At 65.9% G+C, this 24337-nt stretch carries 24 protein-coding genes; 10 read left to right on the top strand and 14 right to left on the bottom strand.

Annotated elements, in window-relative coordinates:
- Positions 1-32 precede the first annotated feature (32 nt).
- On the bottom strand, positions 33-2525 hold the full coding sequence (plsB, locus tag ACFZCE_RS12045; RefSeq protein ID WP_390939182.1) for a glycerol-3-phosphate 1-O-acyltransferase PlsB: 2493 nt from the start codon (positions 2523-2525) through the stop codon (positions 33-35).
- A 167-nt stretch (positions 2526-2692) separates the two neighbouring features.
- On the opposite strand from plsB, the gene ACFZCE_RS12040 reads away from it, so the two are divergent.
- Positions 2693-2905 carry a cold shock domain-containing protein gene (locus tag ACFZCE_RS12040; RefSeq protein ID WP_390939180.1) on the top strand — a complete coding sequence of 71 codons (213 nt, stop codon included), beginning with the start codon at positions 2693-2695 and terminating at the stop codon, positions 2903-2905.
- Between the two features lie 20 nt (positions 2906-2925).
- Here the strand turns inward: ACFZCE_RS12040 and ACFZCE_RS12035 are convergent, their stop codons facing one another.
- The 4 genes from ACFZCE_RS12035 to ACFZCE_RS12020 form a co-directional block, all read right to left on the bottom strand.
- Positions 2926-3300: a hypothetical protein gene (locus ACFZCE_RS12035; protein ID WP_390939178.1), complete on the bottom strand. Its 375-nt coding sequence runs from the start codon at positions 3298-3300 to the stop codon at positions 2926-2928.
- Positions 3301-3322: 22 nt separating this feature from the next.
- A complete protein-coding gene (locus ACFZCE_RS12030) occupies positions 3323-4132 on the bottom strand; it encodes a putative RNA methyltransferase (RefSeq protein ID WP_390939176.1) in 810 nt (269 codons plus the stop codon).
- Complete coding sequence (dapE, locus tag ACFZCE_RS12025; RefSeq protein WP_390939174.1) at positions 4132-5283, bottom strand: succinyl-diaminopimelate desuccinylase; 1152 nt, start codon at positions 5281-5283, stop codon at positions 4132-4134. The genes ACFZCE_RS12030 and dapE overlap by 1 nt, the downstream gene beginning before the upstream one ends.
- A gap of 94 nt (positions 5284-5377) precedes the next feature.
- Complete coding sequence (locus ACFZCE_RS12020) at positions 5378-6577, bottom strand: diguanylate cyclase (protein ID WP_390939172.1); 1200 nt, start codon at positions 6575-6577, stop codon at positions 5378-5380.
- 122 nt (positions 6578-6699) lie between these two features.
- Here ACFZCE_RS12020 and tcdA point away from each other — a divergent pair, with 122 nt between their 5' ends.
- On the top strand, positions 6700-7533 hold the full coding sequence (gene tcdA / locus ACFZCE_RS12015; protein ID WP_390939170.1) for a tRNA cyclic N6-threonylcarbamoyladenosine(37) synthase TcdA: 834 nt from the start codon (positions 6700-6702) through the stop codon (positions 7531-7533).
- On the opposite strand, the gene ACFZCE_RS12010 is transcribed toward tcdA, so the two are convergent.
- The 6 genes from ACFZCE_RS12010 to ACFZCE_RS11985 all read right to left on the bottom strand — a co-directional run bounded on the left by ACFZCE_RS12010 (position 7505) and on the right by ACFZCE_RS11985 (position 11372).
- The gene (locus ACFZCE_RS12010) at positions 7505-7909 is read right to left on the bottom strand and encodes a SufE family protein (RefSeq protein WP_390939168.1); all 405 of its coding nucleotides are present in this window, start codon (positions 7907-7909) and stop codon (positions 7505-7507) included. The genes tcdA and ACFZCE_RS12010 overlap by 29 nt on opposite strands.
- Positions 7906-9111, bottom strand: a complete 1206-nt coding sequence (locus tag ACFZCE_RS12005; RefSeq protein ID WP_390939166.1) for an aminotransferase class V-fold PLP-dependent enzyme — start codon at positions 9109-9111, stop codon at positions 7906-7908. Before ACFZCE_RS12005 ends, ACFZCE_RS12010 begins: the two co-directional genes overlap by 4 nt.
- Before the next feature lie 57 nt (positions 9112-9168).
- The gene (dapD, locus tag ACFZCE_RS12000; RefSeq protein ID WP_390939164.1) at positions 9169-10203 is read right to left on the bottom strand and encodes a 2,3,4,5-tetrahydropyridine-2,6-dicarboxylate N-succinyltransferase; all 1035 of its coding nucleotides are present in this window, start codon (positions 10201-10203) and stop codon (positions 9169-9171) included.
- Between the two features lie 36 nt (positions 10204-10239).
- Positions 10240-10584: an ArsC family reductase gene (locus ACFZCE_RS11995; protein ID WP_390939162.1), complete on the bottom strand. Its 345-nt coding sequence runs from the start codon at positions 10582-10584 to the stop codon at positions 10240-10242.
- A 195-nt stretch (positions 10585-10779) separates the two neighbouring features.
- Positions 10780-11085 carry a HigA family addiction module antitoxin gene (locus ACFZCE_RS11990; protein WP_390939160.1) on the bottom strand — a complete coding sequence of 102 codons (306 nt, stop codon included), beginning with the start codon at positions 11083-11085 and terminating at the stop codon, positions 10780-10782.
- 8 nt (positions 11086-11093) lie between these two features.
- Positions 11094-11372 (bottom strand): type II toxin-antitoxin system RelE/ParE family toxin, encoded by a 279-nt coding sequence (locus tag ACFZCE_RS11985; protein WP_390939158.1) that lies wholly within the window; start codon positions 11370-11372, stop codon positions 11094-11096.
- Between the two features lie 188 nt (positions 11373-11560).
- Between ACFZCE_RS11985 and ACFZCE_RS11980 the strand changes: the two genes are divergently transcribed.
- Complete coding sequence (locus ACFZCE_RS11980; RefSeq protein ID WP_390939156.1) at positions 11561-13195, top strand: Na+/H+ antiporter; 1635 nt, start codon at positions 11561-11563, stop codon at positions 13193-13195.
- On the opposite strand, the gene dapC is transcribed toward ACFZCE_RS11980, so the two are convergent.
- Genes dapC through map form a run of 3 tightly spaced genes read right to left on the bottom strand, consistent with a single transcriptional unit; the run spans position 13188 to position 17892 of the window.
- Positions 13188-14378, bottom strand: a complete 1191-nt coding sequence (gene dapC / locus ACFZCE_RS11975) for a succinyldiaminopimelate transaminase (protein WP_390939154.1) — start codon at positions 14376-14378, stop codon at positions 13188-13190. The genes ACFZCE_RS11980 and dapC overlap by 8 nt on opposite strands.
- A gap of 14 nt (positions 14379-14392) precedes the next feature.
- The gene (locus ACFZCE_RS11970; RefSeq protein WP_390939153.1) at positions 14393-17086 is read right to left on the bottom strand and encodes a [protein-PII] uridylyltransferase; all 2694 of its coding nucleotides are present in this window, start codon (positions 17084-17086) and stop codon (positions 14393-14395) included.
- 26 nt (positions 17087-17112) lie between these two features.
- On the bottom strand, positions 17113-17892 hold the full coding sequence (gene map, locus ACFZCE_RS11965; protein WP_390939151.1) for a type I methionyl aminopeptidase: 780 nt from the start codon (positions 17890-17892) through the stop codon (positions 17113-17115).
- Positions 17893-18238: 346 nt separating this feature from the next.
- Between map and rpsB the strand changes: the two genes are divergently transcribed.
- From rpsB to ispC, 7 genes are all read left to right on the top strand, one after another.
- Positions 18239-18982: a 30S ribosomal protein S2 gene (rpsB, locus tag ACFZCE_RS11960; protein WP_390939149.1), complete on the top strand. Its 744-nt coding sequence runs from the start codon at positions 18239-18241 to the stop codon at positions 18980-18982.
- Between the two features lie 186 nt (positions 18983-19168).
- On the top strand, positions 19169-20035 hold the full coding sequence (gene tsf / locus ACFZCE_RS11955) for a translation elongation factor Ts (RefSeq protein WP_390939148.1): 867 nt from the start codon (positions 19169-19171) through the stop codon (positions 20033-20035).
- 182 nt (positions 20036-20217) lie between these two features.
- The gene (gene pyrH, locus ACFZCE_RS11950) at positions 20218-20961 is read left to right on the top strand and encodes a UMP kinase (RefSeq protein WP_390939146.1); all 744 of its coding nucleotides are present in this window, start codon (positions 20218-20220) and stop codon (positions 20959-20961) included.
- The gene (gene frr, locus ACFZCE_RS11945) at positions 20958-21515 is read left to right on the top strand and encodes a ribosome recycling factor (protein ID WP_390939144.1); all 558 of its coding nucleotides are present in this window, start codon (positions 20958-20960) and stop codon (positions 21513-21515) included. The genes pyrH and frr overlap by 4 nt, the downstream gene beginning before the upstream one ends.
- A gap of 16 nt (positions 21516-21531) precedes the next feature.
- Positions 21532-22287 (top strand): polyprenyl diphosphate synthase, encoded by a 756-nt coding sequence (uppS, locus tag ACFZCE_RS11940; RefSeq protein ID WP_390939143.1) that lies wholly within the window; start codon positions 21532-21534, stop codon positions 22285-22287.
- Complete coding sequence (locus tag ACFZCE_RS11935; RefSeq protein ID WP_390939142.1) at positions 22287-23102, top strand: phosphatidate cytidylyltransferase; 816 nt, start codon at positions 22287-22289, stop codon at positions 23100-23102. Before uppS ends, ACFZCE_RS11935 begins: the two co-directional genes overlap by 1 nt.
- On the top strand, positions 23099-24289 hold the full coding sequence (gene ispC / locus ACFZCE_RS11930; RefSeq protein WP_390939140.1) for a 1-deoxy-D-xylulose-5-phosphate reductoisomerase: 1191 nt from the start codon (positions 23099-23101) through the stop codon (positions 24287-24289). Before ACFZCE_RS11935 ends, ispC begins: the two co-directional genes overlap by 4 nt.
- The last annotated feature ends 48 nt before the right edge of the window (positions 24290-24337 follow it).

The raw sequence follows: 24337 nt of genomic DNA, 5'->3' as shown, positions 1-24337 counted from the left end.
ATGCGTTGTGGGTCGTAAGGGGGTACGCCCGTTCATTCCAACGGTGCCTCCGGCTCCAGGTCCTGGTTCCGCTGCAACGCCACCTGGCGAATGGACAAGCGCACCTCGGCCGACAGCACCCGTTTCGCCGCGCCTTCGGCCAGCTCGCCCAGCCGGGCCTGGTAGCCCAGGCGCCCTTCGCCGTCCCTGAACACCACCCCCACCGCCAGCAAGGTTTCGATGAAGTGGCGAAACAGGGTTTTGTCGAAGAACTCCGGCGCATTGAGCCCATGCAGAATCGACAGGCGCTGGGCCATGGTCGTGCACAGTTCTTCGAGTTGCTCGGCGGTCAGCGCATGCTGGCCGTGGTCGAGCAGCAGGGCGATGGCCATGTAGAAGCGCTGCAGGGTTTGGGTGATGCCGCGCGCCAGCAGTGCCAGCAGCACGAACTGCCGTGAGCTCGGCGCGGCGCGCACATAGGCATCGCCGTCGATTTTCAACAGCCCTTGCTCGACGAACGCCGCCAGCCACTGGTCAACCACCGCGTCCAGTTCTTCCAGCGGCCAGCGTATGAACAGCTCGGCCTGCAGGAACGGGTACAGCGCGCGCACGAACCGCACCACTTGCTCGCGGCTCATGCGCGAGGCGCTCTGGAAGAAGCTCGCCAGCAGCGCCGGCAGGGCGAACACGTGGAGGATGTTATTGCGGTAGTAGGTCATCAATACCGCGTTGGCTTCGTTCAGGTACAGGATGCGCCCCAGCGCGTCACGCTGTTCGGCGATCAGGCCCATGCCCAGGGCGTGGTCGATCAGCGCCTTGCCGTCGCCCTCGGGCAGGGTGATGTGCGGCGAATACGGTACCCGCCGCAGCAACGCCAGGAACAGGTCGAGCACCCGCGCCAGCGCGCGTTCATCCAGCGCGTGGCGGCTGGTGGAGAGCAGCGCCAGCGCCACCAGGTTGGCCGGGTTGATTGCCGCGGCGGCGTTGATGCGCTGGGCCACTCGCTCGCCGAGGCGGTTGGTCACCTCATGCAGCCAGGCCGGGCGTTCGCCGGCGGCGAGTGGGGTTTGCTGCCAGCCGGGCTGTGCTTCGTCGAGAAACGCCGACAGGCGAATCGGTTCGCCGAAGTTGACCGCCACCTGGCCAAAGCGCTGTTTCAGCGCACCGATGACCTTGAAGATGTCGAAAATCGATTCTTTCTTTTTGCTCGCGCCGCGCAACTCGCCGAGGTAGGTACGCCCCTCGAGCACCCGCTCGTAACCGATGTACACCGGTACGAAGACGATCGGCGTGCCGGCCGAGCGCAGGTAGCTGCGCAGGGTGATCGCCAGCATGCCCGGTTTGGGCCGTAGCATGCGCCCGGTGCGCGAGCGCCCGCCTTCGACGAAGTACTCCACCGGGAAGCCCTTGGTGAACAGCGTGTGCAGGTACTCGTTGAACACCGCCGTGTACAGCGCGTTGCCCTTGAACGTGCGGCGCATGAAGAACGCCCCGCCGCGGCGCAGCAGGCCGCCGATCACCGGCATGTTCAGGTTGATGCCGGCGGCGATGTGCGGCGGCGTGAGGCCGTTGCGAAACAGCAGGTACGACAGCAGCAGGTAGTCGATGTGGCTGCGGTGGCAGGGCACGTAGATCACTTCATGGCCCGGGGCGATGGCCTGCACCTGGTCGATGTGGCCCACCTTGATGCCGTCGTAGATCTTGTTCCAGAACCAGCTCAGCACCACCTCGAGGAAACGGATGGCGGTGTAGGTGTAGTCCGAGACGATTTCGTTGCCCATGCGCAGGGCCTGTTTTTCGGCTTTTTCTACGCTTATCTGTTGGCTTTGCGCGTGTTCGGCGATGGCCTGGCGCACCAGCGGCGCGTGCACCAGGCCCTTGACCAGGTGGCGGCGGTGGGAGATGTCTGGGCCGATCACCGCGGCCTTTTGCTGGCGGAAGTGCACCCGCAGCAGGCGCTGGACCATACGTACACTGCGCTCCTGGCCTTTGTCGTGGGCCACCAGGGCTTGCAGGTGCAGTGGCTGGGCGAACTGCACGCGGGTTTTGCGGCCCAGGATCAGGATGGTCACCAGCCGGCGCAGGCGCCCGGTCACGCCCCAACTGTCGGCGAACAGCAGCTTCCAGGGGCTGTTTTCGCTGGCTGGGGACTGGCCCCAGAACACGCTCACCGGGACGATTTGTACATCGCTGCCGCGGGTGTCGCGGCACAGTTGCACCAGCCGCTCCAGCGCCGGCGGCGCGCCGCGTTTGTCGTGGCGGCCGAGCCAGTCGGGGTCGGGGGTGAGGTAGAAGAACGCCGCTGGCTCCAGCACCTCGCCGGTGGCCACCGGCAGCACCGGGCGTGGCAGCCCGGCGCGGGTGCATTCGCGGTCGACCACCGCCAGGTCACTGAGCGCGGGCGATTGCAGCACGTAGACGATGGGGTGGCCGCGGTCGAGCTCGAGGCTGGCGGGCGCGGGGCCGGTGGTTTCGGAGCGTACCCAGAGGTAGAGCACTCGCCGCAGCAGGCTGAAGACCAGGCGGCGCAGGGGGGAGAGGGTCATACGGCGTTATTGTCCTTGAACAGGCGTACAGTCTGCCAGATTTCCCCGAAAAAGCGGCCCACGGGGGCTTTTTAAAGATGATTCATTATTTATACTCGCAGGCCGCGCCACAGCCTGGCGCGCGCCAGCGGCGCACCATTGGATAATAAAAAAACGGAGTAGTGCAGATGTCTTCTCGTGAAACCGGGCGGGTGAAGTGGTTCAACGACGCCAAGGGGTTTGGCTTCATTCAGCGTGAAAGCGGCGGCGCGGATGTGTTCGTGCATTTTCGCGCGATCCGCGGCGATGGCCACCGTACCCTGATCGAAGGCCAGCAGGTGGAATTCGCCGTGGTCGATGGCCAGAAGGGCCTGCAGGCCGAGGAAGTGGTCGGCCTCTGAGGCTCAGCGCCTGGCCGCCCTCAGGTGCGCCAGGTGATCTCTTCTTCGCCGTCGGCGCTGATGCGCATCCAGCGGTCGGCGCCTTCTTCGCCTTCTTCTTCCAGCCAGCCACCCGGCGCGCAGCGCACCTCCACCCCCAGGGCCAGATGGGCGGCGCGGGCGCAGGCGAGGTCGTCGTCCCACGGGGTGCTGTCGCTTTCAAGGAACAGGCTGTTCCATTTGCCCACCGCGTTCGGCACCCAGGTCACGGCGATGCCGGCGGCGCTGCACTTCCAGGTTTGGCCCTTTTGCGCCCAGGGGCTGCAAGGGCCGAGGGCGGTGGCCAACCAGGCGGTCACGGCCTTGTGGTCGACGTCACTGTCTTTGAGGTAGATCTCGATGTCGGGCTGGCGCATGGCGTTGGGGCTCTGAAAAGGGTTACTGGGCAACGAAGTAATCGTAACGCATCGATACGGTGACGCCGAACGGGCCCGGGTGCTCGACCACCGCGGCGCGGCGTTCGGCGCTGGCGCGCCAGCCGTGCGGGGTCATGGCCATCAACTGGGCGCGGGAGTCGGGGTCGATCAGCTTCAGCTTGAAGGTCAGGGTTTCGCTGTGGGCCAGGGCCATGCCTGCCGGTACCAACGCCAGGTGTTTGTCGTCGGCGTACTCGCGTACTTCGTCGTACAGGCGCTGGCGCAGCTCCATCAGGTGGTCGCGGGTCGGGCCCACGCGCAGCAGGCCGCCACCGGGGCTGAGCAGGCGCTGGGCCTCCTGCCAGTCGAGAGGGCTGAACACGCTGGTGAGCAACTGGCAACTGCCCGCCGGCAGCGGGATACGCGCCATGCTGGCGACCAGCCAGGTCACCGCTGGGGCGCGCCGGCAGGCCCGCTTGACCGCTTCGCGAGAGATGTCCAGCGCGTAGCCGTCGCCACGTGGCAGGGCCTCGGCCATTTGCGCGGTGTAGTAACCCTCGCCGCAGCCGATGTCGAGCCAGCGCGCCGGCGCCCGCTCGGCGGCCAGCTCGGCCAGGCGCCGGGCCACCGGGGCGTAGTGGCCTTGGTCAAGAAAGCCACGGCGGGCCTCGACCATCGCCTGGTTGTCTCCGGGGGCGCGGCTGTTCTTGTGCTGCACCGGCAGCAGGTTCAGGTAACCCTGGCGGGCACGGTCAAAACGGTGGCCGGCCGGGCACTGCACGCCATGGTCGGCGTTGGCCAGCGGCGCGGCGCAAAGGGGGCAGGTGAGCATCAGGCGAGCAGCCGGACCAGGGTCTGGTAGTAGATTTCTTCGAGCTGTTCGAGGTCGCTGGCGAGTACGCGTTCGTTGATCTGGTGAATGGTTGCGTTCACCGGGCCGAGCTCGACCACCTGGGTGCCGAGGGTGGCGATGAAGCGCCCGTCCGAGGTGCCGCCGCTGGTCGAGGGCTGGGTGTCGCGGCCGGTCACCGCCTTGATGCTGGCGGCCACGGCGTCGAGCAGTTCACCGGGTTCGGTGAGGAACGGCAGGCCCGACAGCGACCAGTCGATGTGCCAATCCAGCCCGTGTTTGTCGAGGATGGCCGCGACCCGCTGCTTGAGGCCGTCGACGCTGGACTCGGTGGAAAAACGGAAGTTGAACAGCGCCGTCAGGGTGCCGGGGATCACGTTGGTCGCACCGGTGCCAGCGTTGAGGTTCGACACCTGGAAGCTGGTGGGCGGGAAGAACGCGTTGCCGTCGTCCCAGTGCTCGGCGGCCAGCTCGGCCAGGGCCGGCGCGGCCAAGTGAATGGGGTTGCTGGCCAGGTGCGGGTAGGCCACGTGGCCCTGCTTGCCATTGACCGTGAGCACGGCGCCGAGCGAGCCACGGCGGCCGTTCTTGACCACGTCGCCGACCAGGGTGGTGCTCGACGGTTCGCCGACGATGCACCAGTCGAGGCGTTCACCGCGGGCGCGCAGCGCTTCGACCACGGCCTTGGTGCCGTGCACCGCCGGGCCTTCTTCGTCGCTGGTGATCAGGTAGGCCACGGTGCCCTTGTGGTCCGGGTACTGGCGTACAAAGCGCTCGGTGGCGACGATCATCGCCGCCAGGCTGCCCTTCATGTCGGCGGCGCCACGCCCGCAGAGCATGCCGCTGTCGTCGATGCGCGCATCGAACGGCTCGTGCTGCCAGGCCTGCGCCGGGCCGGTGGGCACCACGTCGGTGTGGCCGGCGAAGCACAGTACCGGGCCCTCGCCCTGGCCATGGGTGGCCCAGAAGTTATCCACTTCGGCGAACGCCATCGGCTCCAGCTTGAAGCCCAGGGCGCCGAGCCGGCGCATCATCAGTGCCTGGCAGTCGGCATCGACCGGGGTCACCGAAGGGCGGCGGATCAGCTCGCAGGCCAGTTCAAGGGTGGGCGAAAGCGCGGCGGCAGCCGTCATGGGGCACTCCGGTGGTCAACGTCAGCAGGTAAGGGCGGCTATGGTAATGGAAAATGGGGGTGGGGTGTTGCCCCGCTAGCGCCGCGGCCCTGGCTCAACACACCACCTCTACCCGCCCGCGCTCGGCCTTGGCGCGGTACAGGGCTTTGTCGGCCACCGCCAGCAAGGCTTCGAGCTTGGCCGCCGGCAACAGGGCGCGGCTGTCGGCCACCCCGGCGCTGAAGTGGATGCCGAAGGGCAAGCCGCTGGGTTCGGCCAGCGCATCGCGCACGCGCGCCAGCAGGGCGCTGGCCTGGTCGGTGCGGGTGTTGGGCAGCACCAGCAAGAACTCCTCGCCACCCCAACGCACGAAAACATCGCCGTGGCGCTTCAGGCGCAGCACGGTGCCGGCAAAATGCTGCAGGGCCGCGTCGCCAAAGGCGTGGCCGTGCTCGTCGTTGATGCGCTTGAAGTGGTCGAGGTCGATCATCGCCACGCTGATCGGGTAGCGCTGTAACAAGGCCTGGGCCCATTGCTGGTCGAGCTGGGCGCCGGCACCCCGGCGGTTGAGCGCGCCAGTCAGGCTGTCGGTGATGCTCAGCTGCACGATCTGCTGGCGCAGTTGTTCTTGCAGCATCAGCGCGAAGCTCAGGGTGAACAAGAACGACACCATGAAGTCCATGCCCATGGCCATCATCGACGGCAGGTCGGGCTCATCGAAGGCCAGCGGCGGCAGCGGTTGCAGGGTCAGTGCCAGGGTGTTCCAGGCGTGGAAGGCGATCAGCGCCACATGCCCGGCGATCAGGCCCCAGGCGCCGCGGTAATGCCGCTGCAAGGGCCAGGTGATGCGCAACTGATAGGCGATCGCCACGGCCAGCACGCCGGTGAACCAGGGCACCAGCAAGCCGCTGTGCAGCAGCAGGCCAGCGCCGCCGGCGAACACCAGCGCCGGCCCGACCAGCACCGCCGCGTGCCAGGCCCGCCCGGCGCGGCGCCCGCCCAAGTGGTTGAGGGCGACGCTGTGGGCGCCGATCGCCACCAGCAGCAGGCTGATATTCAGCACAAAGGCCACCTGGGGCGTGAACAGCCCCAGCCACGCCCAGCGCTCTGGCACCAGGCCGGGCTGCAGCATCGGCACCACTCGGTAGCAGGCCAGCACCAGGTCGCCGGCAATCCACCCGTGCAGCGCCACGCTGTGGCGGCCGTGGCCCACGTAAGACAGGCACAGCACCAGCGTGGTCATCAAACCGAACGGCGTGACGATATAGAGAAGGGTGAGTGGGTCGTTGAGCAGCATGGCCGGTACGGCGGGCACGGGAAAAGTACCGCAGTGTACGCGATAATTCTGACAGCCATGTGGCCGTTCACCCGCTCAAGGCCGGTATACTCGCGGCGCATTTTTTGGGCCATGAACATTTTTCACCGGAGGCAGTACCCGTGACCCCTGATGATCCCCGCTTCGGCGGTATTGCCCGGCTGTATGGCCATCAGGGCCTGGAGCGCCTGCGGGCCGCCCACGTGGCAGTGGTCGGCATCGGCGGGGTGGGCTCGTGGGCGGCCGAGGCATTGGCGCGCAGCGGCGTGGGCGAGATCACCCTGTTCGACCTCGACGACGTGTGCGTGAGCAACACCAACCGCCAGGCCCATGCACTGGAGGGCCAGGTGGGGCGGCCCAAGGTCGAGGTGATGGCCGAGCGCCTGCGGGCGATCAACCCCGCCTGCGTGGTGCACCCGGTGGCCGACTTCATCAGCAGCGACAACCTGGCTGAGTACATCACCGGCCAGCTCGACTGCGTACTCGACTGCATCGACAGCGTGGCGGCCAAGGCCGCGCTGATTGCCTGGTGCAAGCGGCGCAAGGTGCAGATCGTCTCCACCGGCGGTGCCGGTGGGCAGGTCGACCCGACGCAGATCCAAGTCGCCGACCTCAACCGCACCTTCAACGACCCGCTGGCCTCGCGGGTGCGCTCGTTGTTGCGGCGTGACTACGGGTTTTCCCGCAACACCGCGCGCAGCTACAGCGTGCCCTGTGTGTTTTCCACCGAGCAACTGCGCTACCCCAAGGCAGACGGCGGGGTGTGCTTGTCAAAGAGCTTCGTCGGCGAAGGGGTGCGGCTGGACTGCGCTGGCGGCTTTGGCGCGGTGATGATGGTCACCGCGACCTTCGGCATGGTCGCCGCGAGCAAGGCGGTGGACAAACTCGTGGCCGGTGCCCGCCGGCCCGCCGAGCGCGGCGCGCAGGCTAGCCCGCCAGCTCAGCCATCCGTTTGAGCACCGCGTTCAGGCCGTTGCTGCGCGAGGGTGAAAGCTGCCGGCCCAGGCCCAGTGCCTGGAACCAGCCTGGCAGGTCGAGCTTGGCCAACTCGGCTTGAGCCAGCCCGTTGCTGCGCACCAGCAGCAGCGCCAGCAGCCCGCGCAGCAGGCGGGCGTCGCTGCTGGCGCGAAAATGCCAGCGCCCGTCGCGCGGCTCGGCCACCAGCCACACCTGGCTTTCGCAGCCATGCACGCGCTGGGCATCGGTTTTCTCGGCCTCCTGTAGTGGCTCGAGGCGCTCGCCCCATTGCATCAGCAGGCGCGCCCGGGCTTCCCAGCCCTTAGCGGCGCCGAACTCGGCCAGCGCTTGGCTGGCTTGCGCGGGCAGGCTCATCGCAGTAACGCCAGGGCGCCGTCGAGCGCTTCGAACAGCCGTTGCAGGTCGCTGCTGTCGTTGTACAACGCCAGCGACACGCGGATCGCCCCCGGTTGCCCGAGGTGGTTCATCAGCGGCATGGCGCAGTGGTGCCCGGCACGCACCGCCACCCCTTGCTCGCTGAGCAGGTGGGCGAGGTCCGCGGGGTGCACGCCTTGCACGTTGAAGCTGGCCAGTGCCCGCTGCGGCTCGCCGAGCAGCACCACCCCCTCGCGGTCGCGCAGGCCGCGCAGCAACTGGGCGTGCAGGGCGCTTTCATGGGCGGCGACCGCGTCGGCGGCAAGCCCGCCGAGGTAGTCGAGCGTAGCGCCCAGGCCGAGCACCGCGCCAATCGGCGGCGTGCCGGCCTCGAAGCCCAGGGGCGCGGGGTGGAAATTGGCGCTGTGGTAGCTCGCCTGGTGGACCATCTCACCGCCGAACTGCCAATGGCTCAGTTGGCCCAAGGCCTCGCCGCGGCCGTAGATCACCCCCACGCCTTCCGGGCCGTACAGCTTGTGCCCGGAGAACACGTAGAAGTCGCAGCCCAGCGCTTGCACGTCATGGCGGCCATGGACCACGCCCTGGGCGCCGTCGACCACCGTCAGCGCACCCTGGGCGCGGGCCAGTGCGAGCAATGCCGGCAGCGGCTGCTCGGTGCCGAACACGTTGGACAGCTGGCTTACGGCCAGCAAGCGGGTGCGCGGGCCAATCAACTCGCGGGCCTGGTCGAGGTCGACCACCCCGGCGGCAGTGATCGGCAACACCACCAGCTCCAAGCCACGGCGCTTGGCCAGTTGCTGCCAGGGCAGCAGGTTGGCGTGGTGCTCCAGCGCGCTGATGGCAAGCTGATCACCCGCCTGGAACAAGGGCTCCAGGCCATAGGCCAGCAGGTTAAGCGCCGAGGTGGCGCCATGGCTGAAGAGGATCTGGTTGGGGCTGGGGGCGTTCAGCCAGCCGGCGACTTTTTCGCGGCAGGCCTCGAACGCTTGGGTCGCCAGGGCGCCGGGCAGGTGCTGGGCACGGTGAACGTTGGCGGCGCCGTGGCTGTAATAGTGACCTAGCGCGTCGATCAGCGCCTGCGGCTTTTGCGTGGTCGCGGCGTTGTCGAGGTAGGTTTGCTGTTGCCGCGCGAGGGCGGCGATGGCGGGGAAATCCGTACGCCAGGGGGATGCTTGGAACATGGGTGCGGTGCCCTTGCTGGTCGGCCGGGGCGAGATGCCCCGGCCGATCTACCCACTTTAGTTGTGGGCGTGCAGTGCGTCGTTCAGCTCGATGGCCGACTTGTGGGTTTTGCATTCCACCGCACCGGTTTCGGAGTTGCGGCGGAACAGCAGGTCTGGCTGGCCGGCCAGCTCGCGGGCCTTGACGATGCGCACCAGTTGGTTGGCGTCGTCGAGCAGGCGCACTTTAGTGCCGGCGGTCACGTACAGGCCCGCTTCCACGGTGTTGCGGTCGCCCAACGGAATGCCGATACCGGCGTTGGCGCCGATCAGGCAGCCTTCGCCGACCTTGATCACGATGTTGCCGCCACCCGACAGGGTGCCCATGGTCGAGCAACCGCCACCCAGGTCAGAGCCTTTGCCGACGAACACGCCAGCCGACACGCGGCCTTCGATCATGCCCGGGCCTTCGGTGCCACCGTTGAAGTTGACGAAGCCTTCGTGCATCACGGTGGTGCCTTCGCCGATGTAGGCGCCCAGGCGGACCCGCGCGCTGTCGGCGATGCGCACACCGGCCGGGACCACGTAGTCGGTCATTTTCGGGAACTTGTCGACGCTGAATACTTCGAGCAGTTCGCCCTTCAGGCGTGCTTCGAGCTGGCGCTCACCCAGTTCGCCGAGGTCGACCGCGCCCTGGCTGGTCCAGGCCACGTTCGGCAGCAGCGGGAAGATGCCCGCCAGGTTCAGCCCGTGCGGCTTGGCCAGGCGATGCGACAGCAGGTGCAGCTTGAGGTAGGCCTCGGGCGTGGACGCCAGCGCGGCGTCTTCGGCCAGCAGGGTGGCGACCAGCGGCTTGTGGCTTTCGGCCAGGCGGGTGAGCAGCGCGGCCTGGGCCGGGGCGACCGCCTTCAGGGCTTCGGCCAGTTGGGTGGCCTGGGTGGTGCTGAAGGTGATGGCCTGGTTGCCGCCTTCATAGCCCAGTAGCGGGGCGATGGCGTCTACCAGCGCGGGGGCCGGCTGGATCAGGGGCAGGGCGTAGAACACTTCCAGCCAGGTACCCTGGCGGTTTTGGGTACCGACGCCGAAGGCCAGGCTGAACAGGGAATTGGACATGGTTTACCTCGATTTCTGCAGTAGGGGCACCGGGCGCTAGACGGCCGCGGCGTAGCTGTCGGGCTTGAAGCCAATCAGGGTGCGCTGGCCCAGGTCGAGCACCGGGCGCTTGATCATCGACGGTTGGGCCAGCATCAGTTCGATGGCCTTGGCCTGGTCGAGATCGGCCTTTTGCTCGTCGGCCAGCTTGCGGAAGGTGGTGCCGGCGCGGTTGAGGACGGTTTCCCAGCCGTGCTCGGCACACCACCGTGCCAGGTGCTCGCGGTCGATGCCCTGGGTTTTGTAATCATGGAAGGCATAGGCAACCTGGTGCTCGTCGAGCCAGGTGCGGGCCTTTTTCATGGTGTCACAGGCTTTGATGCCGTAGAGGGTGTAAGCCATTGGTGTACAGAGGGCGCCTTGGCCTGGCCAGCGCGCTCCCGATCTCTCCCGGAAAATGATCCGGGAATTATGCGGCATTGGGGCGGGCGGCGCCACGGCTGCAACGCCTCTCATTCAAGGGCACTGGCATGGCGCTGAATCTCAATACGCTGCGATGAGTGCCTGGTGCTGATCCTGCGCGGGCCTTGGCTGGGCTCAGGCGCAGGCAACGAGCCGCTGAACCCCTTCCCGGATCGCCCGGCCATTGCGGATTTCCGCGGTGCGCAGGTCAAAAGCTTGTTGCAGGTTGAGCCAGAACTCAGGTGTGGTGTTCAAGCACGCTGCCAGGCGCAGGGCCATATCGGCAGAAACGCCACGCCGCTCCAATAGAATGTCATTCACCGTTGGCGTTGAAACGCCCAGCGCGCGAGCCAGTGCTGCCGCACTGACCGCCATTGGCTGCTGGTATTCCTCCCGCAGTACCTCGCCGGGGTGAACCGGCCGCATGCCGTTATCGAACATGATATACCTCAGTGATAGTCGATAATTTCAACCTGTTCAGGACCTAACTCCGTCCACAGGAAGCAGATTCTCCACTGGTTGTTGATCCGTATGCTGTGTTGGCCCTCTCTCTCACCATAGAGCCGCTCAAGGCGATTGCCGGGTGGCGAGCGCAGATCCTGCAGCAGCGCCGCGGCTTCAAGCATCGCGAGCTTTCGCTCTGCTACCGATTTAATGGCGGTCCAGCGCCGAACGTTGCCGCGGGTAAACAAGGCCTGGGTTTCAGCGCATCTAAAGCTGCGAATCATGGGTCATAATGCTTAACGTTATTCGTTAAGGCAAGCCTGCCGTATGCATTTCGAATGCTCAACTGCCGATGAGTTACCGCCTGTTTCGCGGCCTGGCGATGCGCCGCCGACCATCCTTCACCCACCCACCCACCCCCAACCCTCGGGTTATCCTTCCCCCACACCCTCACGCGCGCCCCTCGCCACCCATGCAAACCGCCTACACCGTTTTGATCCTGCTGCTGCTGGTCAGCGCCTCCAAATTGGCCTCGCGGCTGCTGCCGTTACCCCTGCCGCTGGTGCAGATCGCCGCCGGCGCCGGGTTGGCCTGGCCGAGCCTGGGCCTGCATGTGGCGCTTGACCCAGAGCTGTTCCTGTTTCTGTTCCTGCCACCGCTGTTGTTCTCCGATGGCTGGCGGATGCCCAAGCGCGAGTTCTGGCGGCTACGCACGCCGATCCTCACCCTGGCGGTGGGGTTGGTGCTGTTCACCGTGGTGGGGGCGGGGTATTTCATCCACTGGTTGATCCCGAGCATCCCGCTGCCGGTGGCGTTCGCCCTGGCCGCGGTGTTGTCGCCGACCGACGCCGTCGCGGTGTCGGCGATTGCCGGCGAGCGCTTGCCGGCGCCGTTGATGCACGTATTGCAGGGCGAGGCGCTGATGAACGACGCCTCGGGCTTGGTGACCTTCAAGTTCGCCCTGGCCGCGGCGGTGACCGGTTATTTTTCCCTGGCTGAGGCGAGCGTGTCGTTCCTGCTGGTGGCGCTCGGCGGCCTGGCGCTGGGGGTGGCGGCCAGTTGGCTGGTGGGGCGCGGGCGCAGTTGGATGATTGCCCGCGGCTGGGATGACCCGGCCACCCACGTGGTGTTCATGCTGTTGTTGCCGTTCGCCACCTATGTGCTGGCCGAGCGCATCGGCGTGTCGGGCATTCTTGGTGCGGTGGCGGCGGGGATGATGCAAAGCTGGGTCGACCTGTTGCCGCGGCAAACCAGCACGCGGCTACTCAACCGCAGCGTGTGGTCGTTGCTGGAGTTCGCCTTCAACGGCTTGATCTTCCTGCTGCTGGGCCTGCAACTGCCCGCGATCATCCGCGCCGCCGGGGCCGGGGAGGGCGGCTGGGAGGTGTTGCCGGTGCGCCTGGGCCAGGTGTTGGCGATCTTCCTGGTGCTGGTGGTGCTGCGCTTTGCCTGGGTGCAGGGCTCTTGGCGGGTACTGGCGCGCATCCGCCACTGGCGCGGGCAGCATGCGATCGCCCAGGTGCCCACGGCGCGTTCGGCCTGGTTGTTGTCGCTCGGTGGCGTGCGCGGGGCGGTGACCCTGGCGGGGGTGATGTCGGTGCCGTTGCTGCTGGCGCCGGGGCAGGCGTTTCCCGAGCGGGATGTGCTGCTGTTCATCGCTGCTGGGGTGATCTTGATGTCGCTAGTCGCCGCCTGCATCGCCCTGCCGTGGTTGCTACGCGGCCAAGTGCTACCGCAGGATGAGCGCCGCCGGCAGGAGCTGCGCAACACCTGGAAACGCACCGCCCAGGCGGCGATCAAGGCGCTGGAGGCCGCTCAGCCCGAAGGCCAGGCCAGCGAGGCGGACGCCGCCCAGGCGGCGTTGGCGGCCGAGGCCAAGGCGCGGGTGATGAACGACTACCGCCACCAGTTGGATGTGTTCGAGGATTCCGCCGAGGCCCAGGCCCTGGCGCAGCAGGCCGACGCCCTGGAGCGCCGCTTGCGGGTGATGGCGCTGCGGGCGCAGCGCCTTGAACTGTACGCCATGCACCGCGACCGGGAGGTTGGCGACGACGTGCTGCGCGAGGTGCTCGGTGAGCTTGACCTGCGCGAAGCCAACGCTAGCTGACGAACGCCCGGATGCGCTGCGCGCCCTCGACGCATTCGGCCAGCGAGGCCACCAGCGCCATGCGCACGCGGCCGGCGCCCGGGTTCACGCCCTGGACGTCGCGTGACAGGTAAGAGCCCGGCACCACGGTCACGTGTTGTTGCTGGAACAGCTCGCGGCAAAATTGCGCGTCGTCACCACCCACGTTGGGCCAGAGGTAAAAGCTGCCGTCTGGCCGCTGCACGTCGAGCACTGGGCTGAAGATGTCGAGCACCGCGTCGAACTTGGCGCGGTACAGGTCGCGGTTCTCACGCACGTGCTGTTCGTCGTTCCAGGCGGCGATGCTCGCCAGTTGGGTTTGTACCGGCATCGCGCAGCCGTGGTAGGTGCGGTACAGCAGGTAGCCCTTGAGAATGTCCGCGTCGCCGGCGACGAAGCCCGAGCGCAGGCCCGGCAGGTTCGAGCGCTTCGACAGGCTGTGGAATACCACGCAGCGCTTGAAGTCATCGCGGCCCAGTTCGGCGCAGGCGGTCAGCAGGCCAGGCGGCGGGCTGGCTTCGTCGAAGTACAGCTCGCTGTAGCATTCGTCGGAGGCAATGATGAAGCCGTGTTCGTCGGCCAGCGCGATGAGTTTTTTCAGGGTGGCCAGCGGCACCAGTGCACCGGTGGGGTTGCCCGGCGAGCACAGGAACAGCACCTGGCAGCGCTGCCAGATCTCGGCCGGCACGGCGTCGAAATCCGGGTTGAAGCCATGGCTGGCCAGGCACGGCAGGTAGTACGGCTCGGCGCCGGCCAGCAAGGCCGCGCCTTCGTAGATTTGGTAGAACGGGTTGGGGCTGACCACCAGGCCGTCGCGGCCGCGCTGCACCACGGTTTGCACGAACGAGAACAGCGCCTCGCGGGTGCCATTGACCGGCAGCACGTGGCGGGCTGGGTCAAGCAGGCCCGGGGCGACACCAAAGCGCCGCTCGCACCAGCCGGCAATCGCCTCGCGCAGCGCCGGCAGGCCGGCAGTGGTGGGGTACACGGCCATTTGCGCGAGGTTGTCGCGCAGCGCCTGGGCGACGAATTCCGGCGAGGCATGCTTGGGCTCGCCGATCGACAGGGCGATGTGGCGCAGCCCGCCACTGTGCTCGGCGCCGGCCAGCAGCTTGCGCAGTTTCTCGAACGGGTAGGGTTGCAGCTGGTTCAGGGCGTCATTCATGGCAGGGTCGCAGGTCAGATACTGATACGGGTGAGGTCGGGGCGCTCGACCGACAGTTGCTCGACGATCGCTTCTTGCAGGCGCGCGCACAGCAACGGGTCGGAGAGCGGCTGGTTGGCCGCATCGGTGATGAAGAACACGTCTTCGACCCGCTCGCCGAGGGTGGCGATCTTGGCGTTCTGCAGCGAGAGGTCGAAGTCCAGGAAAATCTTGCCCACCCGCGCCAGCAAGCCAGGGCGGTCGGGGGCGGCCAGTTCGAGCACGGTCACCGGGCGCTGGGCATCGTTGTGGATGCTTACCCGCGGGGCGAAGGCGAAGTGCTTGAGCTGGCGCGGTACCCGGCGCTGGATGATGGTCGGGTAGTCGTCGGGGTTGCGCAGGGCTTCGGTCAGCCCTAGGCGAATCTGCTCCACGCGCTCGGGCTGGTCACCAATCGAGCCGCCGTCGTTGTCGAGCACGATGTAGGTGTCCAGCGTGAACTGGCTGCTGGAGGTGATGATCCGCGCGTCGTGGATGTTCAGGTTCAGTTGGTCCATCGCCGCCACGGTCACGGCGAAGAAGTCGTGCTGGTCGGGCGCGTAGATGAAGATCTGCGTGCCGCCCTCGAACTCGCGCTGGGTGGTTTCCTTGATCAGCACCAGCGGCGAGCCGCCCGGTGGCTGCTGCAGGATCGCGTCGGTGTGCCAGGCCACGTCGCCGGCGGTGTGGCGCAGGAAGTAGTCATCGCCCAGTTGCGACCACAGGTGCTCGACTTCGTCTGGGTCTACCCCGCCGCGTACGAGGGTGTCGAGGGCGGCATGCTGGGTGTGGCGGATCTGCCCTTCGCGGTCGACCGGGTTTTCCAGGCCGCGGCGCAGCGCGAGCTTGGTTTCGGTGTACAGCTGGCGCAACAGGCTGGCCCGCCAGGAGTTCCACAGGCTCGGGTTGGTGGCGTTGATGTCGGCCACGGTGAGCACGTAGAGGTAGTCGAGGTGGGTCTGGTCGCCGACGAACTGGGCGAAATCGTGGATCACCTGCGGGTCGGAGAGGTCTTTGCGCTGGGCGGTGGTCGACATCACCAGGTGGTGCTGCACCAGCCAGACGATCAGCCGGGTGTCCCACAGCGGTAACTGGTGGCGCGTGCCGAAGGCCTCGGCGTCGATGGCGCCGAGCTCGGAGTGGTCGCCGCCACGGCCCTTGCCGATGTCGTGGTAAAGGCCGGCCATGTAGATCAGCTCGGGCTTGGGCAGCTTGCCCATCAGCTTGCTGGCCAGCGGGAATTTCTCCGACACCGGCGTGTACTGCAGCTTGCGCAGGTGCTTGATCAGGTTCAGCGTGTGGGCATCGACCGTATAGATGTGAAACAGGTCGTGCTGCATCTGCCCGACGATATGGCCGAACTCCGGCAGGTAGCGGCCGAGGATGCCGTAGCGGTTCATCCGCCGCAGGTTGCGGTGGATGCCGGTTTCGCACTTGAACAGCTCGACGAACAGGCTGGTGTTGCGGATGTCGTTGCGGAAGGCGTCGTCGATCAGGTGCCGGTGTTCGCGGATCAGCCGGATGGTGTCGGCGCGCACGCCCTTGATCTCGGGGTTCTGCGCCATCAGCACGAACACCTCGAGCATGGCGAACGGGGTGCGCTTGAACACGTTGGGGTGGGTCGCTTCGATGTAGCCGTCGAGCAACTGGAAGCGCGAGTTGATCGGCGTGGCCTGCTGGCCCTCGGCGTCGGCGAGGATCACTTCTTCGAAGTGCTGGATGATCAGGTCGCTGAGCTCGGCGATGCTCATCACCACCCGGTAGTACTTCTGCATGAAGCGCTCGATGGCGAGCTTGGCGTCGTTGTCCTTGTAGCCCAGCCACTGCGCGATGGTGCGCTGATGGTCGAACAGCAGGCGGTCTTCGGCGCGGCCGGCGAGCATGTGCAGGGCGTAGCGCACCTTCCAGAGAAACTCCTGGGAAGAGGCCAACAGGTTGATCTCGCTCTCGACCAGAAACCCCTGGGTGGCCAGCGCATGCAGGCTGAGGGTGCCGAACTGCCGGCGCGCGACCCAGAGGATGGTCTGGATGTCGCGCAGCCCTCCGGGGCCGCCCTTCACGTTGGGCTCGAGGTTGTACTCGGTGTCGTTGTACTTGTGGTGGCGGGCCTTCTGCTCGGCGCGCTTGGCCAGGAAGAACTCAGGGCTGGACCACATGTGCGCGGTGCCGGTGGCCTCGATCATGTCCTTGCGCAGGCGGTCGGGGCCGGCAATGGTGCGGCATTCCATCAGGTTGGTGATCACCGTGAGGTCGGCGCGGGCCTCGTCGGCGCATTCCTGCACCGAGCGCACGCTTTGCCCCACCTCCAGGCCGATGTCCCACAGCAGCGTGAGAAACCGCTCGATCGAATCGCGGAACACTTCGTGGTCGGCGCTTTCGAGGAGGATCAGCAGGTCGATGTCGGAGAACGGGTGCAGCTCGCCGCGGCCGTAGCCACCGACCGCGACCAGGGCGATGTCGGCGTCTTCGCTCCATTCGAACTGGCCCCAGGCCTGCTGCAGCAGGTTATCGACGAACCAGGCGCGGTCTTCGACCAGCCGGCGGATGTCGCGCCCGCTTTCGAAGCGGGCGTCGAGCACCTCGCGGGCCTGGCGAATGGCCTTCTTGAAAGCGGCGATAGGACTCGATTTAAGTGCCAGTTCCGCCTGGAACTGGCCACGATCGAACAACTCCGGATCCACCTGCGGCATCGAATGGGTTTCTCTCGCTCAGAACGTCAGTTGCTGCGGGGCAGGGTGTCGTCGCCACGCAACGTGAGGATTTCATAGCCGTGGGCGGTCACCAGGATGGTGTGCTCCCACTGCGCGGACAGCTTGCGGTCCTTGGTGATGGCCGTCCAGCCATCGCCGAGCAGCCGAGTTTCGGCGCGGCCCTGGTTGATCATCGGCTCGATGGTGAAAATCATCCCTTCCTTGAGCTCGATGCCGGTGCCGGCGCGGCCGTAGTGCAGCACCTGGGGCTCTTCGTGGAACACCTTGCCGATGCCGTGGCCGCAGTATTCGCGCACCACCGAGAAGCCGTTCTTTTCAGCGTGCTTCTGGATCACCTCGCCGATGTCGCCCAGGCGCGCGCCCGGCTTGACCGCTTCGATGCCCAGGTACATGCATTCCTGGGTGACCTTCGACAGCCGCTCGGCCCATTCGGCGACCTTGCCCACGTGGAACATGCGGCTGGTGTCGCCGTGGTAGCCGTCCTTGATCACGGTGATGTCGACGTTCATCACGTCGCCTTCCTTGAGCGGCTTGTCGTTGGGGATGCCGTGGCACACCACATGGTTCAGCGAGGTGCAGATCGACTTGGGGAAGCCCTTGTAGTTCAGGGGCGCCGGGATCGCCTTCTGCTCGTTGACGATGTAGTCGTGGCAGAGGGTGTTGAGTTCGTCGGTCGTCACACCCGGCTTGATGTACGGTTCGATCATCTCGAGCACCTCGGCGGCCAGGCGGCCGGCGATGCGCATTTTCTCGATGTCCTCGGGGGTTTTGATGGTAACGGTCATTAACTGGCTCTCTTCACGCGGGTGCGCAGGTGTTCGATGCGGCGATTCTACCAGAGGCGAATGCCCCGGCGCGCGCCGTGGGGCGGCCGCGGCCTTATATAGAGGTGCGATGGCGGCATTGTTGCGCGATTTTGCCAAAGGCGCAAAATGGCAGGGCGCGGCACAGCTGGCGGTTTCCTCCGCCGCCAGCTTGTGGTATAAAGTGCGCCGCTCCGCGGGGGTGCCCCCACGAGAGCCTAAACCCACACACATACCGGCACGATGACCTGGGTGCCTTTGGCTTAACGCCACTGGTTGGTTCATTGGGGTATGTGGAGGCCTAACCCGACTTATTCAAGGAACTATCATGTCCCAAGTCAACATGCGCGATATGCTGAAGGCCGGTGTGCACTTCGGCCACCAGACCCGTTACTGGAACCCGAAAATGGGCAAGTACATTTTCGGCGCGCGCAACAAGATCCACATCATCAACCTGGAAAAAACCCTGCCGCTGTTCAACGACGCCCTGTCGTTCGTAGAGCGCCTGGCCCAGGGCAAGAACAAAATCCTGTTCGTCGGCACCAAGCGTTCCGCTGGCAAACTGGTTGCCGAGCAGGCTGCTCGTTGCGGCTCGCCGTACGTCGACCACCGCTGGTTGGGCGGCATGCTGACCAACTTCAAGACCATCCGCCAGTCGATCAAACGCCTGCGTGAGCTTGAAACCCAGGCTGAAGACGGCACCTTCGCCAAGCTGACCAAGAAAGAAGCCTTGATGCGCACCCGTGATCTGGAAAAACTGGATCGCTCGCTCGGTGGTATCAAGGACATGGGCGGCCTGCCTGACGCGATCTTCGTCATCGACGTTGACCACGAGCGCATTGCCATCAGCGAAGCCAACAAGCTGGGCATCCCGGTTATCGGCATCGTCGATACCAACAGCAGCCCTGAGGGCGTTGACTACGTCATCCCAGGCAACGACGACGCCATCCGCGCCATCGAGCTGTACATGACCTCCATGGCTGATGCCGTGATCCGTGGTCGCAATCACGTCGCTGGCGGTACTGAAGAGTACGTCCAGGAAGACGCTTCCAGCGCTGCCGTAGAAGGCTGAGCCGTTAGCGCACAGCGCTGGCTTGGCACGCAAAAAGGGGGCTAGGCCCCCTTTTTGCCAATTCAGGCTGGCGCGGGTCCAGGCCGTTCGTCATGTTCGTCATGTACAACGGCAATGATCGAAAATTCGAGCGCTCGTGCCGCGGCACGGGTGGACTGGTCGAAACCTATCCAAGAGGATTTTGCAATGGCAGAAATTACCGCAGCGTTGGTCAAGGAACTGCGCGAGCGTACCGGCGAAGGCATGATGGACTGCAAAAAGGCGCTGACCAAGGCCGGCGGCGACATCGAGAAAGCCATCGACGATATGCGTGCATCCGGCGCGATCAAGGCCGCTAAAAAAGCCGGCAACATCGCAGCCGAAGGCGCTATCGCCATCAAGGACGACGGTAAAGCCGCCGTTCTGGTCGAAGTCAACTCGCAGACCGACTTCCTCGCCCTGCAAGACGACTTCAAGGCTTTCGTAGCCGCCAGCGTCGACAAGGCCTTCGCCGACAAGCTCACCACCGTTGAGCCGCTGATCGAAGCCCGTGAAGCTGACCGCCTGGTGCTGGTCGGCAAAACCGGCGAAAACGTCAACATCCGCCGCCTGGCGCGCGTTGAAGGCGACGTGGTCGGTACCTACCTGCACGGCAACAAGATTGGCGTGGCCGTGGTACTGAAGGGCGGTAACGCCGAGCTGGCCAAAGACATCGCCATGCACGTGGCCGCCAGCAACCCGGAATTCCTGCTGCCGTCGGAAGTCTCCGCTGAGGCCATCGAGCGCGAAAAAGGCGTCTTCATGTCCCTGAACGAAGAGAAGATCAAGGGCAAGCCGGAAAACATCGTGGAAAACATGGTGGCCGGTCGTATCAAGAAGTTCCTGGCCGAAGCCAGCCTGGTCGAGCAAGCGTTCGTCAAGAACCCTGAAGTGACCGTGGGCACCCTGGCCAAGCAAGGCGGCGCTGAAATCGTTTCCTTCACCCGCTTCGCCGTGGGCGAGGGCATCGAGAAGCCCGTCGACAACTTCGCCGACGAAGTGGCTGCTCAGGTCGCTGCTGCCAGCAAGCAATAAGACAGGTTCTTCACTGTCCCCAAAGAGGCTGCCCGCTCACGCGCGCAGCCTCTTTTTCAACCGATTTACCGCCAGGCAGGCCTATCCGGCACCCCGGCGAGGGCGCGATAGCGCTAGAGTTACCCACGGGCTGACCCAGCCCGTACAGTTTTTACACATCAACGCCGCAGGAGAGACACGTAATGGCCCAGCAGGTGAGTGGTCGGCAACCTCGCTATAAACGGATTCTGCTCAAACTAAGCGGCGAGGCCCTGATGGGGTCTGAAGATTTCGGCATCGACCCGAAAGTGCTCGATCGCATGGCGCTGGAAGTGGGCCAACTGGTTGGCATCGGCGTACAGGTCGGCCTGGTGATTGGCGGCGGCAACCTGTTCCGCGGCGCGGCGCTCAGCGCGGCCGGCATGGACCGGGTCACCGGCGACCACATGGGCATGCTGGCCACGGTGATGAACGCCCTGGCCATGCGCGATGCGCTGGAGCGCTCGAACATCTCGGCCATCGTCATGTCGGCGATTTCCATGGTTGGCGTGACCGATCACTACGATCGCCGCAAAGCCATTCGTCACCTCAAGACCGGCGATGTGGTAATTTTCTCCGCGGGTACCGGTAACCCGTTCTTCACCACCGACTCGGCCGCCTGCCTGCGGGCCATCGAAATCGATGCCGACGTGGTGCTGAAAGCGACCAAGGTCGACGGCGTGTACACCGCGGACCCCTTCAAAGACCCGCATGCCGAGAAGTTCGACCGCCTCACCTATGATGAGGTGCTCGACCGCAAGCTGGGCGTCATGGACCTTACGGCCATCTGCCTGTGCCGTGACCACAAGATGCCGCTGCGGGTATTCAACATGAACAAGCCCGGCGCCCTGCTGAACATTGTGGTCGGTGGCGCCGAAGGAACACTGATCGAGGAAGGCCAGGAATGATCGAAGACATCAAGAAAGACACTCAGGAGCGCATGGGCAAGACCCTGGACTCGCTGAGCCATAACCTGGGCACCATCCGTACCGGCCGCGCGCACCCGAGCATTCTCGAAAGCGTGAAAGTACCCGCCTACGGCAGCGACATGCCGCTCAACCAGGTGGCATCGATTTCGGTCGAAGACGCCCGCACCCTGAAGATCATGGTGCACGACAAAACCCTCAGCGCCGCGGTCGAAAAGGCCATCCTGACCTCCGACCTGGGCCTGAACCCGAGCAGCGCCGGCACCGCCATCCGCGTACCGATGCCTGCCCTGACCGAAGAAACCCGCAAGGGCTACACCAAGCAGGCCCGTGGCGTGGCCGAAGACGCCCGCGTTGCCGTGCGCAACGTGCGCCGCGACGCCCTGGCCAAGCTCAAGACGCTGACCAAGGACAAGGAAATCAGCGAAGATGAAGAGCGCCGCGCCAGCGACGACATCCAGAAGCTGACCGACAAGCACATTGCTGAGGTCGACAAAGCGCTGGAAGCGAAGGAAAAGGACCTGATGGCGGTTTAAGGACTGCGCGTACCCCATGGAAAAGACCAAGCCCACAACATCGCTGCAAGTGCCCCGGCACGTGGCGATCATCATGGACGGCAACAACCGTTGGGCGAAAAAGCGCCTGCTGCCCGGTGTCGCCGGGCATAAGGCTGGGGTCGATGCGGTGCGGGCGGTGATCGAGGTGTGCGCCGAGGCCAAGGTCGAGGTACTGACCTTGTTCGCGTTCTCCAGCGAAAACTGGCAGCGCCCGGCCGAGGAGGTCGGTGCCCTCATGGAGCTGTTCTTCACCATGTTGCGGCGCGAGGCCAAGCGCCTCAACGAGAACCGCATCAGCTTGCGGATCATCGGTGATCGCACGCGTTTTCACCCCGAGCTGCAAGCGGCGATGCGCGAAGCCGAGGCGCTGACCGCCGGCAACGATCGCTTCATCCTGCAGATCGCCGCCAACTACGGCGGCCAGTGGGATATTGCCCAGGCCGCGCAGCGCCTGGCCCGCGAAGTACAGGCCGGGCACCTCAAGCCTGAAGACATCACCCCAGGGTTGCTGCAAACCTGCCTGGCCACCGGTGACCTGCCGTTGCCCGACCTGTGCATCCGCACTGGCGGCGAGCACCGCATCAGCAACTTCCTGCTGTGGCAGTTGGCCTATGCCGAGCTGTATTTCTCCGACCTGTACTGGCCGGACTTCAAACACGAAGCCATGCGCATGGCGCTGGCTGATTTCGCCTCACGGCAGCGTCGCTTCGGCAAGACCAGCGAGCAAGTCGAGGCTGGAGCCCGAGCTTAATGCTTAAACAACGCATCCTCACCGCGCTGGTCCTGATCCCGGTCGCATTGTGCGGTTTTTTCCTGCTAGACGGCGGTGCCTTCGCCCTGTTCATCGGTGCCGTGGTGGCGCTCGGCGGTTGGGAGTGGGCACGCCTGGCGGGCCTGCAGGCGCAGTGGCAGCGGGTGGCCTACGCGCTGGTGGTGGCCCTGCTGTTGTTCGTGTTCTACCTGGCACCGGGCATCGCCCCGTGGCTGCTGGGCCTGGCGGTGTTGTGGTGGGCGTTGGCCTGCTGGCTGGTGCTCACCTACCCGAACAGCGCGCCGCACTGGGACAACGTCGCCAGCAAGGCGGTGATCGGCCTGGTGATCCTGCTGCCGGCCTGGCAAGGGCTGGTGCTGCTCAAGCAATGGCCGCTGGGTAACTGGCTGATCGTCATGGTCATGCTGCTGGTGTGGTCGGCCGATGTCGGCGCGTACTTCTCCGGGCGTGCCTTCGGCAAGCGCAAGCTGGCGCCGCACGTGAGCCCGGGCAAAAGCTGGGAAGGGGTGTATGGCGGCCTGGCCTTGAGCCTGGCGGTGACCCTCGGCGTGGCGTTGTCACGCGACCTGAGCGCCGGCCAGGTGATCGGCGCGCTGCTGGGCGCGGTGCTGGTGGTGGCGGCCTCGGTGGTCGGCGACCTCACTGAAAGCATGTTCAAACGCCGCGCCGGGATCAAGGACAGCAGCCAGCTGCTGCCCGGCCATGGCGGCGTGATGGACCGCATCGACAGCCTGACCGCCGCCGTGCCGCTGTTCGCAGTGCTGCTCTGGGCCGCTGGCTGGGGCGTGATGTGAGCCGGCCGCAACGGGTCACGGTGCTTGGCGCCACCGGTTCGATCGGCCTCAGCACGCTGGATGTGATCGGCCGCCACCCTGACCGCTACGAAGTGTTTGCCCTGACCGGCTTCAGCCGCGTCGCCGAGCTGCTCGAGTTGTGCCAAGTGCATCGCCCGCAGGTGGCAGTGGTGCCGGATGAGCCTGCCGCCGTGACCCTGCGCCAGGGCCTGGCCGCCGCCGGCCTGGCCACCGAGGTACTGCTCGGCGAAGCCGGGCTGTGCGCGGTCGCCGCGGCGCCCGAGGTGGACGCGGTGATGGCCGCCATCGTCGGTGCTGCGGGCTTGGCACCCACGCTGGCGGCGGTGCACGCCGGTAAAAAGGTGCTGCTGGCCAACAAAGAAGCGCTGGTGATGTCGGGCGCGCTGTTCATGGCCGCGGTGCGCGCCAGCGGCGCGGTGTTGCTGCCGATAGACAGCGAACACAATGCGATCTTCCAGTGCCTGCCGGCCGATTACGCCCGCGGCCTGGCGCCGATAGGCGTGCGGCGCATCCTGCTGACCGCCAGCGGCGGGCCGTTTCGCGAATGGCCGGCCGAGCGCCTGGCCGATGTAACCCCCGAACAGGCCTGTGCCCACCCGAACTGGTCGATGGGGCGCAAGATCTCCGTCGACTCGGCGAGCATGATGAACAAAGGCCTGGAGCTGATCGAAGCGTGCTGGCTGTTCGACGCGCGCCCGGACCAGGTCGAGGTGGTGGTGCACCCGCAAAGCGTGATCCACTCGCTGGTCGACTACATCGACGGTTCGGTGTTGGCGCAATTGGGTAACCCCGACATGCGCACGCCGATCGCCAACGCCCTGGCCTGGCCGCAGCGGATCGACTCCGGGGTGGCCCCGCTCGACCTGTTCGCCCTGGCCCGGCTGGACTTCCAGGCACCGGCGCCGGAGCGCTTCCCGTGCCTGCGCCTGGCAGTAGAGGCGGCCCGCGTGGGCGGCAGCGCCCCGGCGGTGCTCAACGCGGCCAATGAAGTGGCGGTGGCGGCGTTTCTCGAGCGGCGCATCCGCTTTACCGAGATCCCGAGTATCATCGAGCAGGTGCTGGCCCAGCAGCCAGCCACTGCCCTCGACAGCCTGGAGGCGGTGATGGCCGCCGATGCGCGGGCCCGTGAAGGGGCCAATCAATGGTTGACTCACCAGGGGCGATGAGGTCCGATGAGCACCTCATGATGATCGTGCCTGCTGCAGCTTGCGGAG

This window comes from Pseudomonas sp. NPDC007930 (assembly GCF_042958985.1).
In the GTDB taxonomy this organism is placed as follows: Bacteria; Pseudomonadota; Gammaproteobacteria; order Pseudomonadales; family Pseudomonadaceae; genus Aquipseudomonas.
This window is presented reverse-complemented; position numbering and strand designations above follow the sequence as displayed.